The organism is Mesorhizobium carmichaelinearum (assembly GCF_900199455.1).
GTDB lineage: Bacteria > Pseudomonadota > Alphaproteobacteria > Rhizobiales > Rhizobiaceae > Mesorhizobium > Mesorhizobium carmichaelinearum.
Genome location: NZ_FZQR01000011.1, coordinates 240,265 through 259,181, shown reverse-complemented (window position 1 = coordinate 259,181; position 18,917 = coordinate 240,265). Strand labels below are relative to the sequence as shown.

15 protein-coding genes are annotated in these 18,917 nt (G+C 62.8%); 8 read left to right on the top strand and 7 right to left on the bottom strand.

Annotation, left to right across the window (positions count from 1 at the left end):
* Positions 1-323: 323 nt before the first annotated feature.
* Entirely contained in the window at positions 324-1,961 is a 1,638-nt protein-coding gene (locus CKW40_RS25180; RefSeq protein WP_095202531.1) for a pilus assembly protein, read from the top strand.
* 32 nt (positions 1,962-1,993) lie between these two features.
* Here CKW40_RS25180 and CKW40_RS25175 read toward each other — a convergent pair whose 3' ends face one another.
* Positions 1,994-3,922 carry an LTA synthase family protein gene (locus CKW40_RS25175; protein ID WP_244571281.1) on the bottom strand — a complete coding sequence of 643 codons (1,929 nt, stop codon included), beginning with the start codon at positions 3,920-3,922 and terminating at the stop codon, positions 1,994-1,996.
* Positions 3,923-4,200: 278 nt separating this feature from the next.
* Between CKW40_RS25175 and fabD the strand changes: the two genes are divergently transcribed.
* From fabD to gmk, 7 genes are all read left to right on the top strand, one after another.
* Positions 4,201-5,148, top strand: coding sequence for an ACP S-malonyltransferase (gene fabD, locus CKW40_RS25170; protein ID WP_095202529.1), 948 nt, complete (start codon positions 4,201-4,203; stop codon positions 5,146-5,148).
* 60 nt (positions 5,149-5,208) lie between these two features.
* Positions 5,209-5,946, top strand: coding sequence for a 3-oxoacyl-[acyl-carrier-protein] reductase (gene fabG, locus CKW40_RS25165; RefSeq protein WP_095202578.1), 738 nt, complete (start codon positions 5,209-5,211; stop codon positions 5,944-5,946).
* Between the two features lie 199 nt (positions 5,947-6,145).
* Entirely contained in the window at positions 6,146-6,382 is a 237-nt protein-coding gene (locus CKW40_RS25160; RefSeq protein WP_006203723.1) for an acyl carrier protein, read from the top strand.
* A 34-nt stretch (positions 6,383-6,416) separates the two neighbouring features.
* Positions 6,417-7,679 carry a beta-ketoacyl-ACP synthase II gene (gene fabF, locus CKW40_RS25155; protein ID WP_095202528.1) on the top strand — a complete coding sequence of 421 codons (1,263 nt, stop codon included), beginning with the start codon at positions 6,417-6,419 and terminating at the stop codon, positions 7,677-7,679.
* A 102-nt stretch (positions 7,680-7,781) separates the two neighbouring features.
* Positions 7,782-9,044: an endolytic transglycosylase MltG gene (gene mltG, locus CKW40_RS25150; RefSeq protein ID WP_095202527.1), complete on the top strand. Its 1,263-nt coding sequence runs from the start codon at positions 7,782-7,784 to the stop codon at positions 9,042-9,044.
* 157 nt (positions 9,045-9,201) lie between these two features.
* On the top strand, positions 9,202-10,092 hold the full coding sequence (locus tag CKW40_RS25145) for a YicC/YloC family endoribonuclease (protein ID WP_095202526.1): 891 nt from the start codon (positions 9,202-9,204) through the stop codon (positions 10,090-10,092).
* A 21-nt stretch (positions 10,093-10,113) separates the two neighbouring features.
* The gene (gene gmk, locus CKW40_RS25140; protein WP_095202577.1) at positions 10,114-10,770 is read left to right on the top strand and encodes a guanylate kinase; all 657 of its coding nucleotides are present in this window, start codon (positions 10,114-10,116) and stop codon (positions 10,768-10,770) included.
* 174 nt (positions 10,771-10,944) lie between these two features.
* Here the strand turns inward: gmk and rsmA are convergent, their stop codons facing one another.
* From rsmA to lptF, 6 genes are all read right to left on the bottom strand, one after another.
* Positions 10,945-11,784, bottom strand: a complete 840-nt coding sequence (gene rsmA, locus CKW40_RS25135) for a 16S rRNA (adenine(1518)-N(6)/adenine(1519)-N(6))-dimethyltransferase RsmA (RefSeq protein WP_095202525.1) — start codon at positions 11,782-11,784, stop codon at positions 10,945-10,947.
* A 25-nt stretch (positions 11,785-11,809) separates the two neighbouring features.
* On the bottom strand, positions 11,810-12,826 hold the full coding sequence (gene pdxA, locus CKW40_RS25130) for a 4-hydroxythreonine-4-phosphate dehydrogenase PdxA (RefSeq protein WP_179298104.1): 1,017 nt from the start codon (positions 12,824-12,826) through the stop codon (positions 11,810-11,812).
* Between the two features lie 13 nt (positions 12,827-12,839).
* Positions 12,840-13,772, bottom strand: coding sequence for a peptidylprolyl isomerase (locus tag CKW40_RS25125; RefSeq protein ID WP_179298103.1), 933 nt, complete (start codon positions 13,770-13,772; stop codon positions 12,840-12,842).
* 90 nt (positions 13,773-13,862) lie between these two features.
* Entirely contained in the window at positions 13,863-16,289 is a 2,427-nt protein-coding gene (locus CKW40_RS25120; protein ID WP_179298102.1) for an LPS-assembly protein LptD, read from the bottom strand.
* Positions 16,289-17,374, bottom strand: a complete 1,086-nt coding sequence (gene lptG, locus CKW40_RS25115; protein WP_179298109.1) for an LPS export ABC transporter permease LptG — start codon at positions 17,372-17,374, stop codon at positions 16,289-16,291. Before lptG ends, CKW40_RS25120 begins: the two co-directional genes overlap by 1 nt.
* The gene (gene lptF / locus CKW40_RS25110) at positions 17,371-18,573 is read right to left on the bottom strand and encodes an LPS export ABC transporter permease LptF (RefSeq protein WP_095202522.1); all 1,203 of its coding nucleotides are present in this window, start codon (positions 18,571-18,573) and stop codon (positions 17,371-17,373) included. Before lptF ends, lptG begins: the two co-directional genes overlap by 4 nt.
* Positions 18,574-18,917: the final 344 nt, after the last annotated feature.

Genomic DNA, 18,917 nt, shown 5'->3' with positions numbered 1-18,917 from the left:
CGGAAGCACTTCCGGCTTCACACGAAGGCTTTTGAAACCTCCGGCCCTCCGTTCAGCCCCCAGCTGGGACCGGCAGATTGGCGGCGTCTATACAGCAATCCACTGATAAGGCAAGGGCAAGCGGTGTTCCCGATGTCGCAGGGCGCCGCAAAATCAGGCGGCAGCGCCGATACGGCCTGGCGCTTTCCCTGCAACCGGCCCTTAACCACAATGTCAGGTTGTGCAGGGTTGAGCCCTCGCCGTCAACGGTCGATTCATCATGGGAGGTGCAAAAGCCCGGGCAAGCCGCGCAGATCAAGCGGGTAAGCATTTCGGGGGTAAGGATGCTTCTCAACAGATTCTGGCGCTCGAAGAGCGGCAATTTCGCGCTGCTGATGGGGCTCGGGCTGCCGGCTATCCTGTCGGCGGTGGCGTTTGCCGTCGATGTCTCCACCATCATGCGGGCCAAGAGCAACCTGCAGAATGCGCTCGACTCGGCAAATCTTGCCTCCTCGCATCTCGGCGATCTGGAAATTACCCGCAACGACGCCTTCGACCGCTATTTTCAGGCCAACATCGCCGGACATGGCGAACTCGCCAACGCGCAGGCGACGCTGACCGTCGACAGGGGCGTCAACTTCGTCAAGACCAAGGCGGTTGCCTCGGCGGACGTCAATTTGAACTTCGCTTTCCTGTTCGGCCAGAACAAGCACATTGTCGTCGACGCCTCGGCGGTCGAATCGAACAACCAGCTCGAAGTCGTGCTGGTATTGGACAATACCGGCTCGATGGCCGGTGCCCGCATGACGGCACTGAGGACGGCGACGAAGTCCTTGCTGGACACGCTCGAGTCGACAAAATCGCCGACGCGCCAGGTGCGTGCCTCGCTGGTTCCCTTCGTCACGGCCGTCAACGTCAATGGCGACGAGTTCGACCCGTCCTGGATCGACATGGACGGCAAGTCCTCGACCAATGGCATCAATTTTCCCGTCATCGACGGCAAGCGGCCGAACCATATGGCGCTGTTCAAGCAATTGGGGCTGAAGGGCGGATGGAAAGACACCGGTTGGAAAGGCTGCGTCGAGGCGCGCCCCGGCACCTACAACATTTCCGATACGCCACCGGATCCGAACAGACCCGACACGCTGTTCGTGCCTTACTTTGCTCCCGACGATCCGGCGCCTGCCACCAGGCCGTCTGGCTCCTATGGCAACTCGGCGACCGGCTACAACAATTCGTACCTCGACGACACCATCGACAAGGTCAAACTCGCCGAGCCGGGCGTCAACATACTGGGTATCGACCTCAGCGGCCTGCTTGGCGGCGTGGTCGACGCACTGTTGGCCGCGGACCTGGAGAAGGTCGCCAAATATGTCGCGCCGACGAACAAGATCGTCACCGAGACCGGCAGCGCGATCACCGTCGGCCCCAACCGCTCCTGCCCAACCCCCGTGGTTCCCCTGACCGACGATTTCGACAAATTGCGCAAGGCGGCAAGCCAGATGACGGAGTGGAACGGTTCCGGCACCAACGTCTCGGAGGGCCTGTCATGGGGCATGCGGGTGCTTTCACCCGGTGCGCCCTATACTGATGGTGCGCCATTCAAGACGGCAGGCGTCAGCAAGATCGTCATGCTGCTTACCGATGGCGAGAATGTCGTCTATGGCGCCAGCAACCAGCCGACCAAGTCCGACTACACGTCCTATGGATATCTGGCGGGGGGCCGCTTCGGCTCGGACAACCAGGCGACAGCGGCGCGCAATGTCGATGGCTGGACCAAGAGCGTGTGCACGCAGTTGAAGAACCAGGGTGTGCAAATCTACACAATGGTGCTGCAGTCCGACACCGCCGCCAACCGCACGCTCTACAGTGCGTGCGCCTCGGACCCGAGCGGCTATTATGCCGTCAACGATCCGGCCAAACTGCCGGACGTTTTCCAGCAGATCGCCAACAAGTTCTCAAGGCTGCAGCTGACCAATTGAGAGCTCTACCCTGGAAGGGTCGAGCTTACCTCTCAACTCGTATGGGCGACAACCTTGTCGACCGTCTCGGGGAAGAAGTCGGGCGCGGCGTGGCGCTTGCCGAACATCATGTCGTACTGAATGAGCCGGAAATCGCGGATCGCCGGGTCGATCTCCTTCTGCCGGGACCAGTCGGGCGTGGCCTCGCCAGCCGGCGTCAGCAGCAGGTTGCGGTCGACGACGCGGTAGTGTTCACGCATCTCACCCAGAAAACCCGTGTAATAGGGGTGGGTAATCCCCGCGGTGGTGAGGATATGATAGGGCAGGAAGGCCGGGCTCACCGCGCCAAGGTTCTCGACCGAACCGGAGCGGTTCGACCAGATGATCAGCGGCGTCTGATGATGCTCCAGTGCGTCTTGCGGCGTCGCTTCCTTACGTGGCGCGACATTGTCTTTCAGGAAGCCGGTTTCGACATAGACCGGCCCCAGCGGCGGCAGATGGTCGCCGAAAAAGGCGATCACGGTGGGGCGGGAACGCTTCTTGGCCCATTCGATCAGCCGTTCAAGGCCGCGGTCCGCGTCGGCTGAACCCTCCGCGTAGCTCAGCAGCGAGTCGCGTGCCCACTGGCTGATCGGCGCCTGCACCGCGTGGGTCGGGTTGTAATAGCGGTTCGGTTCATAGGGGCCATGGTTCTGCAGGCTGACCGCGAAAAAGAACACCGGGTCGTCGCTGGCGTCGGCTTCGCGGATGATTTCGTCCGTCATCGCCGCATCCGATGCCAGCGGTCCGCGCTTTTCCATGGGCGGCAGCGTCTCTTCCGACTTGAAATCGTTGAAACCGAAATCGGCATAGACCGCGCCACGGTTCCAGAACCAGTTGGTGCCCGGATGGATGGCGCGCGCCCTGTAGCCCTCGCTCTTCAGGAAAGTCGCCATCGAAGGCGTCGGCGTGCGCACATATTGCTGGTAGGGGATGCTGCCGGCCGGCAGGAAGGCGTTGGAAAAGCCGGTCAGCGCCTCGAATTCGATGTTTGCGGTCATGCCGCCGAATTCGGGCGAGAACATCGAACCGGAACGCAATGCCCGCACGGTGGGAATGGGATCCGGCGTGATGGTGACGCCGGGCAGTTTGGTCGGATCCCAGAAGGATTCGCTCATGACAACAATGATGTCGGGCTTTTCATCGGGCACAGTGGCTGTCATCTGCGGCCTCTCGATCGCCGCGATCGCCTTATCCGTATAGCCCGGCGGTGCCGAGACATGCGCCATCGGCACGTTGAGCGCGAAGGCGAGCGCAAAGCCGTTGGAGGCATAGTTTTCCTTCTGGTCCCACATGATCGGGATGATCTGCAGCCGGTCCCTGGTCCAGGAGAAGGTGGCGTAGTCCATGATCGAGACGAAGAAAGCGAGCAGCGGCACGGCCAGCGTCAGCCGGGCGAGGCGGCCCTTGCGGCTGAGTGCTGGAACCTTGCGGCGCCATAGCCGCCAGCCATAAACGAGCAGCGACAGGCCGGCGACGATGCCGACGACCATGGCGAGCGCGGTCATCGGCCGGTCACGCACCAGCAACGGCAGCAGGGCGACGATCTGGCGGGAATAGAGAAAATCCGTCGGGTAGAGCGGATCGCCGAGATAATGCGATTTCTGGTGGCCGACAAAAGCCAGCGACAGCGTCAAGGGTGCGACGATCATCAGGCTCTGATGGCTGCGTCCGAGCACGGCATCGAGACCGATGAGGATCAGCGCGAACACGACGATGGTCGTCCAGCCCGGCTTGAGCGGCTGCAGGAAGAAGGAGACCGTCCCGGCAAAGTCACCGCGCACAATCAATTCGATGGCAAACACCAGGATGGCCGAAATCGCCAGGCTGATCAGCCCATAGCGGACGACCGGCCATCTCCGGCCCGGCAGATAGCCGGTGGACGGATCGTCTTCCAGGAATTGAGGCGCAGCTTTGCTGGCGCGTTTCGAACTCTTTGCCACTTTAACTTCCCACCCGGTGACAACCCAAGTCACGCGATTGTCATATAATTGTCACGCAAAGCTAGCGCCTGTGGCGGAAATAAGAAGAGCCAGCAAACGATTCGTGAGCGGTTTTCATCAGGAGTGATCGCCGAAAAGCCTTTTGGAACAGGCACTCGGCGCGCAGCTCGGAGCTGGCACCGGGTTGAACCGGGCTTGACTTGGCGGCCTGCCTTGCGCCACAGGCAGGGAAAATTCGTGTTATCAGGCAAGTAAAACCAGTCTTCGGGAGCCCTCGCATGGCCGTCGCATTCACCTTTCCGGGACAAGGCAGCCAGGCTGTCGGCATGGGCAAAGAGCTCGCCGACGCCTTTCCCGAGGCGCGCAGGGTCTTCCAGGAAGTCGACGACGCGCTCGGCGAAAACCTGTCGAAGCTGATCTGGGAAGGTCCGGAAGAAACGTTGACGCTGACGGCCAACGCGCAGCCGGCGCTGATGGCGGTGTCACTGGCAGTGATCAGGGCGCTGGAAGCGCGCGGTTTCTCGCTGAAGGACAAGGTCGCCTATGTCGCCGGCCATTCGCTGGGCGAATATTCAGCCCTTGCCGCCGCTGGTTTTGTTTCCGTTGCCGATGCCGCACGGCTGCTGCGCATCCGCGGCAACGCCATGCAGGCGGCGGTACCGGCCGGCGAGGGCGCCATGGCGGCGATCATCGGACTGGAGCAGGCGGATGTCGAAGCCGCTTGCACCGAGGCCGCGCAAGGGGCTGGCAAAGTCTGCCAGATCGCCAACGACAATGGCGGCGGCCAGCTGGTCATCTCCGGCGCCAAGGCCGCGGTCGAACTGGCGGCGAAACTATGCACTGAAAAGGGCGCCAAGCGGGCATTGATGCTGCAGGTCTCGGCGCCCTTCCATTCGGCGCTGATGGCGCCGGCGGCGAATGTCATGCGCGAGGCGCTGGCCGGCGTGACGAAGCATGCGCCGGCGGCGCCCGTGCTGTCCAACGTCACCGTGACCCCGACCAGTGATCCCGACGAGATCGCGCGCCGCCTGGTCGAGCAGATAACCGGCCGCGTGCGCTGGCGCGAAACGGTGGAATGGTTCGGCGCCAACGGCGTTGCAACGCTTTACGAAATCGGCGCCGGCAAGGTGCTGTCGGGCCTGGCACGGCGTATCAACCGCGACATCGCTACCGCGTCGGTCGGCACATCGGCCGATGTCGAGACGGCGCTGGCCGCACTTGCATAATCCACTGGCGATTTGACCCCACCCGTGTGAAGGGTGTTCCCCTCAGATCAGGAGACGAAAATGTTCGAACTGACCGGCCGCAAGGCGCTCGTCACCGGCGCATCGGGAGGCATCGGCGAGGCGATTGCTCGCGTGCTGCATGCGCAAGGCGCCATTGTTGGGTTGCACGGCACCCGCATCGAGAAACTGGAGACCTTGGCAGGCGAACTTGGCGAGCGGGTCAAACTGTTCCCGGCCAATCTGTCGAACCGCGACGAGGTCAAGGCGCTTGGCCAGAAGGCGGAGGCCGAGCTCGAAGGTGTCGATATCCTGGTCAACAATGCCGGCATCACCAAGGACGGGCTGTTCGTGCGCATGTCGGATGCCGACTGGGACACCGTGCTCGAGGTCAACCTGACCGCCGTGTTCAGGCTGACCCGCGAACTCACCCACCCCATGATGCGCCGCCGCCATGGCCGCATCATCAACATCACCTCGGTGGTCGGCGTGACCGGCAATCCCGGCCAGACCAATTACTGTGCCTCCAAGGCCGGCATGATCGGCTTCTCCAAATCGCTGGCGCAGGAGATCGCCACCCGCAACATCACCGTCAACTGCGTCGCCCCGGGCTTCATCGAATCGGCCATGACCGACAAGCTCAACGACAAGCAGAAAGAGGCGATCATGGCGGCGATTCCGACGCGTCGCATGGGCACGAGCGTTGAAGTGGCGTCCGCGGTTGCCTACCTCGCCTCCAACGAAGCCGCCTACGTCACCGGCCAGACCATCCATGTCAACGGCGGCATGGCCATGATTTGACGGATATTGCGGGGCTGTGAAAAGAGACCATTTCGCCTTGGACCTCCGCCATTTTTCGTGTAATGCGGCCCGCAACCCGGCGGTTCGGGCAAAAACCGGTCTGTAGCCGTTGCGTTTCCGGCAGGACCATCTTTCAGCTTGATTAGCGGCATTCTGCCCGCTAACGAAGACAGACAAACAAAAGACGAGGATGCCCCAAATGAGTGACACCGCAGAGCGCGTCAAGAAGATCGTCATCGAGCACCTTGGCGTCGATGCCGACAAAGTGACGGAGCAGGCGAGCTTCATCGATGATCTGGGCGCCGACAGCCTCGACACGGTCGAACTCGTCATGGCGTTCGAAGAAGAATTCGGCGTCGAGATTCCCGACGACGCGGCCGAGACCATCCTGACCGTCGGCGACGCGGTTAAGTACATCGACAAGGCTTCGGCCTGACGCTTTCAGCAGTCATCACCGGGGAGGACCTGCGATGAGGCGTGTCGTCGTCACGGGCCTTGGGTTGTTGTCGCCGTTCGGCATGGGCTTTGAGCACAGCTGGAAGGAACTTCTGACCGGCCGCAGCGCCGCCAAGCGCATCACCGAGTTCGAGGTGGAGGATCTTGCCTGCAAGATCGCCCACGTCGTTCCGCGTGGCGACGGCAGCAATGCCACCTTCAATCCCGAGGCCGTGCTCGAGCCGAAGGAATTGCGCAAGATCGGCGACTTCATCCTGTACGGGATTGCCGCCGCCGACGAGGCGCTGAAGGATTCCGGCTGGGAGCCCAAGACCCACGAGGAGCAATGCGCCACCGGCGTGCTCATCGGTTCGGGTATTGGCGGCATCGAGGGCATCGCCGAGAACGCGATGATCCTCAAGGACCGCGGCCCGCGCCGCATCAGCCCCTTCTTCATTCCGGGCCAGATCATCAATCTCGTCTCCGGCCAGGTTTCGATCCGGCACGGGCTGAAAGGCCCGAACCATGCCGTCGTCACGGCCTGTTCGACCGGCGCGCACGCCATTGGCGATGCGGCCCGGCTGATCATGTGGGGCGATGCCGACGTCATGGTCGCCGGTGGCGCCGAAGCGCCGGTGACGCGGCTGTCGATCGCTGGCTTTGCCGCTTGCCGGGCTCTGTCGACCGACCGCAATGACACGCCGCAAACGGCGTCGCGTCCCTATGACCGCGACCGCGACGGCTTCGTCATGGGCGAGGGCGCCGGTGTTGTGGTGTTGGAAGAACTCGAGCACGCCAAGGCGCGCGGGGCGAAAATCTACGCCGAGGTGACCGGCTACGGCCTCACCGGCGATGCCTATCACATCACGGCTCCTGCGGAGGATGGCGACGGGGCTTTCCGTTGCATGACCGCGGCGTTGAACCGGGCCAAGCTTACGCCCGCGGATATCGACTACATCAACGCGCACGGCACCTCGACCATGGCCGATACGATTGAACTTGGCGCCGTCGAGCGGCTTGTCGGCAATGCCGCGTCGAAGATTTCGATGTCGTCGACCAAGTCGTCGATCGGCCATCTGCTGGGGGCGGCGGGTGCCGCCGAAGCGATCTTTTCGATCCTGGCTATCCGGGACAATGTCGCGCCGGCGACCATCAACCTCGACAACCCCGAGCGCGAAACCGCGATCGACCTGGTGCCGAACAAGCCTCGCTCCCGCCAGATCGACGTGGCGTTGTCCAATTCCTTTGGTTTTGGCGGCACCAACGCTTCGCTTGTGTTCCAGCGCTACAATGGCTGATCGTCCGGCTGCCGGGCGAAGCTTCGGTGTGCCGTCAATTTTGCCATATTCGCCCCTACTCTGCCGCAGGGGATTCGTTGGGCGATCAAACGGTAGGGCAAGATGAACACAAATCCGTCGGGCAACGGAGAATTCGGGCAAAGGCCGGCGAACACCGGGCCGATCGTGCCGAAGACAGCCAGCGAGGCCTTGCGGCCGGAAGCCGGAACGCCGCCGCCGAAGCGCTCGCGCGCTTCGCGCAGCCAGGTCGTCGTGTTCATGAACTTCGTCATCTCCTTGGTGATGCTGATGGTTCTGGCGGCGGGCGCAGCACTTTACTTCGGCAAGCAGGAATTCACCGAAGCCGGTCCCTCAGCCAATGGCGACACCTTCCTGGTCAAGCCGAACACCGGCGTCGCGGACATCGCCGACCAGCTTGAGCGCCGCGGACTGATCAGCGACGCCCGCGTCTTCCGCCTCGGCGTGCGCGCCTTCGGCAACGATTCCGCACTCAAAGCCGGCGAATACGAGATCAAGCCCAGGGCATCCATGCGCGACATCATGGAGCTTTTGAAGAGTGGCAAGTCGGTGATGTACTCGCTGACCATTCCGGAAGGGCTGACGGTTGACCAGGCCCTGCAGCGTATCGCCGACGAACCCGCCTTGAGCGGCGACATGCCGGCGAAAACGCCCCCCGAGGGCAGCCTTGCCACCGACACGCTGCGCTTCACGCGCGGCGCGACGCGCCAGCAGATGATCGACAAGCTGGTGGCCGATCAAAAGAAGCTGGTCGACGAGGTATGGCAGCGGCGCGCGCCAGACCTGCCGCTCGCCAATATCGAGGACTTCGTCACCCTGGCTTCGATTGTCGAGAAGGAAACCGGCAGGGGTGATGAACGTTCGCGCGTCGCCGCCGTCTTCCTCAACCGGCTGGCCAAGGGCATGCGCCTGCAATCCGATCCGACCATCATCTATGGTCTGTTCGGCGGCAAGGGAAAGCCCGCCGACCGCCCGATCTACCAGTCGGACATCCAGAAGCAGACGCCTTACAACACCTATGTGATCAATGGCCTGCCACCGACGCCTATCGCCAATCCGGGCCGTGCGGCGCTTGAGGCCGTGGCCAATCCATCAAAGACCGACGATCTCTATTTCGTCGCCGACGGCACGGGCGGGCACGTCTTTGCCGCGACGCTCGACGAGCACAATGAGAACGTCGCCCGTTATCGTGCGTTGCAGAAGAAGCAGGCCGATGACGCGGCTAAGGCTGCCGCTGGTGCCAACGGCACTGCCGATAAGCCTGCTGCCGACAAGCCTGCCGATGGCAGCGACGGCACCGGTGGCGACAATGGCGATGCCGGCGGCGATGCGGGCGACGCCCAGTAAGATAAAAAAGGCGTTGCCCGGAAGGCGGCAGCCTGACATTTGAAAGAAACGCCACGCGTCCGATTTCGACGCACCCACGGCGTGGTCATTTTAACGCGGCACTTGCCCCTGTCCGGAAAACTGGTTTGGGGTGATGCGCCAGGGGTGTGCAGGCGACATGAATTTGCAGAGCATGACCGGATTTGCGCGTGCCGTCGCCGAGCATGACGGCACTTCGATCGCCTGGGAGGTCAAGTCCGTCAACGGCAAGAGCGTCGAGGTGCGGCTGCGGCTGCCGCAAGGTTTCGAACGGCTGGAGCCGGCGGTCAGGCAAACGCTGCAGAAGCGTTTCGCCCGGGGCAATTTCCAGGCGACGCTGACCATCGGCCGCGCCGCCGGTGCGCAGGCGCAACCCGTCGTCAATGAGGTCTTTCTGAAAGACCTTGCGGGTCTCGCCAAGCGGCTGCAGGAACAATTCGGCGTTGCCCCAGCGACGGCTGACGGGTTGCTGTCGTTGCGTGGCGTGCTCGACATTCCTGAAACCGTCGAAACCGAAGAGGCGCGCGCCGCGCTCGACATCGCCATCATGGCAGCGCTCGACGTGGCGCTGAAAGGGCTGGAGCAGGCGCGGCAAAGCGAGGGTGCGGCCCTGGCTTTGCTTCTGTCCGGCCACATCGATGCCATCGAGACACTGACGCTGCGCGCGGAGGCGGATCCGTCTCGCGAGACGGCGGCGATCCGTGAACGCATCGCCGAGCAGGTCAGGCTGCTGATGGACGCTTCCGCCAATCTGGATGCGAGCCGGCTGCACATGGAGGCGGCGTTCCTCGCCACCAAGGCTGATATTCGCGAAGAGATCGACCGGCTGAAAACACATGTCGCATCTGGCCGGGCCCTGCTCGAGGGCGGCGGCGCCGTCGGCCGCAAGCTCGATTTTCTGGCACAGGAATTTAACCGCGAATCGAATACGCTGTGCTCGAAGTCGAACGCCGCCGCCGTCACCGCGATCGGGCTGGAGCTGAAGGCCGTGGTCGACCAGTTTCGTGAACAGGTCCAGAATCTGGAGTAGCCGATGGTTGCCAAGGAACCGATGGTTCCCAGGGATTTGGGGTCCCGCATCCGCCGCCGGGGGCTGATGCTTGTGCTGTCGTCGCCGTCGGGCGCCGGCAAGTCGACGATCGCGCGCAACCTCCTGGAAAGCGATTCCAGCCTCGAACTGTCGGTCTCGGTCACCACAAGGCCGCGCCGCGGCTCGGAGATCGAGGGTGTTCACTACCATTTCCGCACCATGCGCGAGTTCGAGCGGCTGCGCGATTCCGACGCGCTGCTCGAGTGGGCGGAGGTGCACGGCAATTGCTACGCCACGCCGCGCGAACCCGCCGAACTGGCATTGGCGCAAGGCCGCGACATGCTGTTCGACATCGACTGGCAAGGCGCACAGCAGCTCAAGGAGAAGATGCGCGCCGACATCGTCTCGATCTTCATCCTGCCGCCGTCGATGAAGGAATTGAAGGCGCGGCTGAAGCGCCGCGCCGAGGACCAGGAAGCCGTGATCGAGACGCGGCTGAAGAACGCCCGCAACGAGATCGAGCACTGGAAGGAATATGATTTCGTCATCGTCAATGACGATCTCGACCGCGCCTTCGCCGAAGTGCGTGGCATCGTCGTCGCCGAACGATTGCGGCGCGACCGCCGGCCCGGTCTGTTCGATTTCGTCTCCGGTTTGCTGGACGAGAAGACGGAGTGAGTCCTCTCTTTTTTCTTCTCCCCGTTCACGGGGAGAAGGTGGCCCGAAGGGCCGGGTGAGGGGCAGCACCATGTCTACGAAAAGTTCGCGCCGCCCTCATCTGCCTGCCGGCATCAGGGGTCGAGCCGCCTGTCTCGACCCGTCCTTCGGACCCCGTAAACGGGGCGAAGAGAGCTACACCGCATTGGTCAGTCGCACAAATTCCTCGACGCTGAGCGTTTCGGCGCGGCGGGTCGGATCGATGCCCGCGCGCTCGAGCAAGGCCTCGCCGCCCAGGCTTTTCACGCTCTGTCGCAGCATCTTCCGGCGTTGGCCGAAGGCGGCTTCGGTGACGCGGCCTAGTTTTTTCACATCCGCGGGCAGGGGCGTCGCACGTGGCTCCAGATGCACCACCGACGAGGTGACCTTGGGCGGCGGTGTGAAGGCCTGGGGTGGCACGTCGAAGGCGATCCTGGCCTGCGTGCGCCAGCCGGCCAACACGCCGAGCCGGCCATAGGCATCGCTGCCGGGTGCGGCGACGATGCGCTGGGCCACCTCACGCTGGAACATCAGCGTCATCGAAGCGTAGAAAGGCGGCCAGTCCGGGACCGTCAGCCACCGCACCAGCAACTCGGTGCCGATGTTGTAAGGCAGATTGGCCACGATCCGCACCTGACCGCCGTCTTGGGCAGCCGAGGAGGCGAGGGCGGCAAAGTCGGTCTTCAGCGCGTCGCCGGAAATCACCTCCAGCCGGCCGGGATAATGAGCGGAGACTTCGGCAAGGGCAGCCAGGCAGCGTTCGTCGCGTTCGATAGCGACGACCCGGCGGGCGCCGTTGGAAAGCAGCGCCCTTGTCAGGCCGCCAGGTCCTGGACCAACCTCGATCACCGCAGTGTTTGTCAGGTCGCCTGCGCTGCGTGCGATCTTGCCGGTCAAATTGAGGTCGAGCAGAAAATTCTGGCCAAGCGCCTTTTTCGCCTGCAGCCCATGGCGCTCGATGACGTCGCGCAGCGGTGGCAACCCATCGATGCTCATGCGTTCGAACCCGAAACGGCAGCGCTCATGCGGCCACGGCCTTTGCGTCGGTGTCGGCGAGCTTCCTGGCGAGCTTCAGCGCCGCGATCAGGCTGTCCGGTCGTGCAACGCCCTTGCCGGCGATATCGAAAGCGGTGCCATGGTCGGGCGACGTGCGGATGAAGGGCAGGCCGAGCGTGACGTTGACCGCCTCGTCGAAAGCCAGCGTCTTGGCCGGGATCAATGCCTGGTCGTGATACATGCAAAGTGCTGCGTCATAGCCTGCCCGCGCCCGGGCATGGAACAGCGTGTCGGCCGGCAGCGGGCCGAAAGCATCGATGCCTTCGGCACGCAGGATGTCGACTGCCGGGTGCACGATGCGCTCATCCTCCAGGCCCATGGAACCGCCTTCGCCGGCATGCGGATTGAGGCCGGCAATGGCAAGCCTCGGCCTGGCGATGCCGAAGCGGTTGGCGAGGTCCGCCGCGGTGATGCGCGCGGTCGCGACGATCAGCTCGGTGGTCAGGGCCTTCGGCACCTCGGCCAGAGCGATGTGGATGGTGATGGGAACCGTGCGCAGGTCGGGGCCCGCCAGCATCATGACCGGCATTGCGTCGACACCGCTGTGCCGCGCCGCCAGATGCGCCAGATACTCGGTGTGGCCGGGAAAGCGGAACCCTGCGTCGTAGAGCGGCTTCTTGGCGATCGGGCAGGTGACCACGGCTGCGGCGTCGCCGGCAAGGCAGGCGGCGACAGCGCGGTCGATGGCCTCGACGGTGCCGGCCGCATTGGCCGGATCCGGCCGGCCGGGGCTGTCGATGAAATGGGCCGCCAGTGGAACGATGGGCAAGGCATGGGCGAAAACCTCCGCCGCTCCAACCGGCGTTGTCTCGACGATCGGCACCGACACGCCCAGCTGCCTCGCCCGTGAGGCGATCAGCGCCGGATCGGCCAAAAGATAGAAGGCGGGCAGGCCGACTGCCTCGCGCGCCAGGAAGGCGGCGATGGCGATTTCGGGGCCGATGCCAGAGGGATCGCCGACGCTCAGTGCCAGCGCGGTCATCGCGCTCTTCACGTCAGCGCTTGACGATACGGGCTTTCGCCTTCAGCTCGTCGACATATTTCTTGCTCAGATCGTCAGCCGCCTTGTCGTTGGAGCCTTCGCTCTGGAACACCATCTGCGCTGTCTTGTCGTCCGACACTTCGCGCGATGAGCAGATACCGATGAACTCGACGCCGCGCTCGGTCTCGCGTGTGACGGTGGCGCCACCGACCTTGGTCGCCTTGATCTGTTCGGCCCAGTCCGGCGGCAATTGCGGCGCCAGCACCCGGCCCAGATCGCGAACGGTGACGTCGATGAGGCCCTTGGCGAATTCGCGCGTCGTGTTGCAGCCGTTGAAGCGGGCGCGCATGGCATCGGCCTCGCGCTTGCGCTTGGCCAGCGTCGCGCTGCGTTCGGCGGCCGGCACAACGAAGATGACCTGCTGCAGCATGTACTCGGTGGCGCTCGGTTTGGCCCCGCCCTTGTCGAGCATGCGCCGGACCGCGTCCTGTTCGGTCACGCTGCCGCCTTCGCCGGAATGGTAACGCGCACTCAAGGCCTGGTTCCAGGCCATCTGGGCGCGGATAAACTCCTTGAAATGGTCCTTGCCGACGCCGGATTTCTCCATCACGCCATCAAGCTGGCTGAGCTGCATCTTGTTGTTGGTGGCAAAGCGCTGATAGGCGGCCTCGACCTGGGCGTCGCTGATACGGATGCCAAGCCGCTTGGCTTCGGCAAGGCGCAGCGTCTGGTCGATCATTTCCTGGGCGGCATCGCCCTTCTTGCGCTGCAGCTTCAAAAAGGCGGCGCGGTGCGCGATATCGCCTGACGTGACGGGTATGTCGTTGACGACGTACTTGATCTCGCTGGCAAAAGCCGGCGGCGTCATGACGGTCATCGACACGGATGTCGCCGCCACAAGCAGCGCGAACCCTGCTGAAAAGAGGTATTTCCTCATCATTAGCATCCCAATTCTATCCCGGTTCCGCCCAATTTCGTCCTCTCCCGGGTGCGCGAATCCGTGCCAGCCCTATGCGGCGAAACGATGTCTCGCCGGCTACTGGATGGTGTCGATTGCGCTGGTCGACGAGCCGAAGTCGCCGAGGGTGCGGAACGACAGGTTGAAGCCGATGCTCTGCGTCACTTCCCTGGTGTTCAGGTCACGCGACTGCGAGTACGTCATCAGATAGGTGAAGCAGGAATCGTTGTAGGCGAAGCCGACCCCATCCTTGACCAGCAGGCTTTCCTGCAGATCATAGGTTCCTGTCCCGAACACGCGCCAGTTCTGGGCAAGGTGCGTCGATGCACCCAGCGTGACCTCGTGACGGTCGGTGGTGAAACCGTAGAGCGGCTGGGCCTGGATGAAGGCGTATTTGGCGCTGAGCGACACCGGCAGGCCTGAATAGGCGGCCTTGAACTCGGCGCGGCGCATCTCGAAGGTCTGTTCGTCGAAGCGGCCGCTGACGGAGGCTGCAAATCCGTTCGGGCTGTTGACGCCAAACAGGCCGACATAGTCGGACTTGGTGGTCTGCAGGCCCGAATAGGCGCCGACATTGACCAGATCCGGCTCGGCGAACGAGTTCTCGCCGCCAATCTGATAGGACTGGCCGAAAATCGCGTTGGTGCCCCAGCCGTTGATATAGGAGCCGGAATAGCGGACGCCGACATTGGCGCGCGAACCGCCTTCGATGCGGTCGTAACCGGAGAACTTGTCGCGCTCGAAGAGCGTGGTCGCGTCGAACACCATGCTCTGGGCGTCTTCATTGGGAACAGCGAGGCCGCCGACATACTGTTCGTTGGGGCGCAGAAACACCTGCGCCATCGGCTCGATGACATGGCTCGATCCGCTGGCAAGCGAAAACAGCATCGGCCAGCGCATTTCGAGGCCCGCTGTTGCCATGTAACGGGCAAACGACGACCGCATATCATCGTTGGCATTTATCAGCGGATTCGCCGCCATCTGGTTGATGGCTGCGAGCGAACCCGATGACGCATTGAGGTAGTCCACGTCGCCCTGCAGCGCCAGCAGCGGTGTCAGCACCAGTCCGTCGTCGGTGACGAACGTCCGCTTCCACTCGGTCTCGGCAGTGAGACGGCCGGATTCGCCTTCAATGCCGCGCACGCGCTGCACGGGCGTGCCGTCGTTGTAAGGGACGTTGAAAGTCTGATCGAGCTGGTTCCGGCGCAGGACCCGCGTGTTGACGTTGAGCGACAGCTGGCCGCCGGCCAGCGGCGCGTCGGGGATATAGGCGTAGTCAAGCGACGGCAGCACCCATGGCTGCTGGTTGCTGCGCGCGGCGATATTGCTGTTGAGTGTATTTTCCTGCACGTCGAAGTGCATGGCGCGCACATCGAAGTAGTTGCGGCCATTGAGACCTGTCAGGTAGACCGCCGACTGATGGACGCCGGCATTGTACTTGTCGATGTTGTAGGTGCTCGAGAAGTCCTTGTCGGTCTGCAGCAGCACGTCCCAGCCGAAATTCCAGCGTTCGTTGATGGCGAACTGGCCTTGCGTGCCCATCATGCCGCGGAATTTGTTGGGATCGCCCGCCGCGCCCGAATCGACGTTGCGCCCGGCGCTGTCGATGAAGGCGTCCGGATCCCGCTGCTGGATTCCGGCGATCTTCAAACTGTATGCGCCATTGTTGAAGCGCTGGCGCCACTCGGCCTCTCCGAGGAAGCCCTGCTTGGTGTAGCCGCTTCCCGTCACCGTCAGGTCATAAGTCGGCGAAAGGGCGAAATAATAGGGAACCTTGACGCTGTATCCCAGGTGGCTGTTGTAGCTGATCCCCGGGATCAGGAAGCCGCTCTTGCGCTTCACCGTCGGGTCGGCGATCTCGAACGCCGGCAGGTAGGCGAGCGGGAAGCCGAAGAATTCGAAATTCGCATTCTCGAAGCGAACCGTCTTCTTCTCGCCGTTCCAGATGATCTTCCTGGCCTTCACGCGCCAGGTCGGCGCCTTGTCGGGCTTGTCCTCGCACGGTTCGCAGGCGGTATAGACGCCATTGTGGAATGTGGTCAGCACGCCGCCCATGCGCTCGGCGCTTTCGGCGGCGAAATAGGCCTTGTCGATGGTTTCAACGCGCAGTGCGTTGACGAAACCGTCGGCGAAATCGTCGGTGATATCGATATGCTGCGAATTGATCTTGGTGCCGTCGCTGTTGACGATCTCAACATTGCCGGTGGCAACCATCCGCTTGGTGTTGCGGTCATATACGACCTTCTGGGCGACGAGGCGGTTGCCGCCATAGTCGATCTGCACGCCGCCGACGGCGGTCACCGTCTGGTTGTCGTTGTTGTACTCCAGTGTGTCGGCGGCCAGCAGCATCTGCGAGCCGGACGGAACATTGGTCGCCATCTTGCCGACTTCCTGCGCGAACGCGGGCAATGGCACGGCGCAGGCAAGCAGGCACGCCAAGGCGCTCGCCGCATAGAGGCGCGCCAAATTGGCCTGCCTGTTGCTGGGCAAAAACGCCTCCCTCACTAGCCGTCTTCCTTGTATAGCAGGAAAGTCACCCCGAAGAACATAGCTACCACGACCGGCACCCAGGCGGCTATGGCGGTCGGCACGAACCCCGCCACGCCGAATGCCTTCACCAGCACCGAAACGACATAAAGCAGAAACCCGGCAACGACGCCACCCAGAATCATCGTTGCCGATTGTCCCATCCTCGCAAATCGCATTGAAACTGTTGCCGCAATCAGCGTCATGGCGACGAGGAGGAACGGCAACGCCACCAGCGAATCAAACTGCATGGCAAACGCATTTGCCTTGAGGCCGAAGGAACGGGCAACCTCGATTTTTCCAGGCAGGTCGTAGAACGGAATGGTCTCCGGGCGCGCCAGCCGCTCTTGCACGAATTCAGGCTTCAGATTGGTCGGCACACGATCGCTTGCCGCGGGCTGGATGGTGCCGTTCCTGAAGGTCTTCACATCCTGCAAATCCCAATAGCCATCCCGCAGGTAAGCACGCGCGGCATCCTTGCGCTCGACGATGTTGCCTTGCTGGTCGAGGACGAAAAAGACGGCGTCGGACATCTCCAGGCCCTGGTTGAGGATGGCCCGCGCGCCGATGATGGTGTCGCCGGTGCCGGTTTTCTGGCGAATCCAGGGGGCGGCATCGGCCGAAACCGTATTTGATTTGCCGGAGCGCAACTGCGTCTCGATCTGCTCGGACAAGGAGAAGGCGTGCGCGGCGAGCGGGTTGATGAGCCCGACCGACACAAAGCCGAACAGCAACGCTCCGACGCAGCATGGCAAAAGGAATTGCCAGGCGGAAACGCCGGCGGACCGCGCGATGACCAATTCGTAGCGACGGTTGAGCGAAACCAGTGTCGCCATTGCCGAGAACAGGCCGACAAACGGCACCGTCTGCAGCATGATCATCGGCATGCGAAGGCCCGAAATGGCCACCGCCGTTCCGTAGGTGAAGCCGGGCAGGCCGGTGGTGCGGCCGGACAGCTCGGTGAAATCGATCAGGAACACCAGCGCCAGCAGGCCCAGGAAGAACCAGATCGTGATCGTGACGTAGCGGAAGAAGAAGTAACGGCCCAGCGTCCAGCCCATCAGCCGATCTCCTGGCCTGAAGTGCCGCGCCTGGACCAACGCAGCTTGAGGGCGTTCCAGCCGTCACCGACGCGGCCGGCAATGTTCGTCATCCAGTCCGCCCAGGCCACCGGCAGTTCCATGGTCCGGTTCGACACGATGAACCAGATCGCCACTGCCGAAGCCACGATGGGCACGCCATAGACCATATAGGCATATTGCGGCACTTCATCGGCCTTGCTGGCGGCAAAGAAACCCAGCCAGCGCACGAACAGCGATATGGTGATGGCCGTGATCAAAGGATTGACGCGTGCCTCGCGATGCGAGCGCGCATCGCCTGCGACCGCAAGCGCGATCAGCGCGAACACCATGGAATACAGCCATTCCGAAAATCGTTGGTCGACCTCGGCCCGATACTGCTGCGGGTTTTGCTGAAAATTCTTGTCGTTGGGGCTTGGATTGAGCAGGTACTGGGTTGTCTGGTCCTTCGGCAGCAGCGTCACTTCGGAGGCCGCCGCCATGAAGGCCGACATGTCGAAGGCATAGGACGTGAACCGGATGACACTGAGGTCGCCGGTCAGCGTTTTGCGGTGGATGACGCCGTCATTCATCATCAGCACCTTTTCGCCGCCGCGTTCGACGACGCTGCCGGTCTTGGCGTAATAGACGAGATTGACGCCTTCCTCACGCGAATCGGCGACGAAGATGCCGCCCAGCTTGTTATCGGGAAGCCGCTCGCCAATCTGCAGGAACAGCCCCTCCTCGATCTTGCGGAACGTGCCTTCCTGGATGATCAACGACAACAGATCGGCGCGCGACTCCGCCACCAGGGCGCGGTTCTTCTGCCGTGCATAGGGGTCGATGCCATTGTCGACGGCAAAGGAAAAAACGCTGGCTGCGAGGGCCAGAAGCATGATTGGCCGCACGATCGTCCAGCGCGAGGCGCCGGCGGCGTTGACGACGGCCAGTTCGGAATCCGAATTCATGACACTGAGTGTCTGGGCGACCGCCACCACCAATGCGAAAGGCACGACGATCGGGATGATCGAGGGAAGAATGAGGGCGGCGACCTCGAAGAAGGTCAGCGACGACTGGCCGCTGTCGGTAACCAGATCGATCTTGGCCAGCACCTGCGTGGTCCACACGATGGCCAGCGTCCAGACCAGCGCTGCCAGGAAGACCACGAAAGCGCGGCGCATGATGTAGCGTTCAACGACCTTCATGAAGGCTTTACTCGATTTGCTCGAACGGCATCATGCCACCACGCTAAGGGTAGCCGCCCGGCGGCGCCCGCACAACTGGCTCCGATGGGCTCGATCAGGCAGGCGATCCGGTTCCGGTCCCACGTCGCGTGCCGCAATGGACCGGAGTGTCGGAGGGAATGGATAAGAAAGGGAAAACATCGATGGTTAACAACAGGTTGCGGCATGAAGCGGGGCCGTGCCGCGACGAATCGCCATCGATTCCAACTGTCATATGGGTAGCCATTTTGGCAAAGTCTTGCCAAATGCCGGAAAACGACCAAATGTCGCGGATCGTTTCAAACCGCTTCGCGTACCATTGCGCA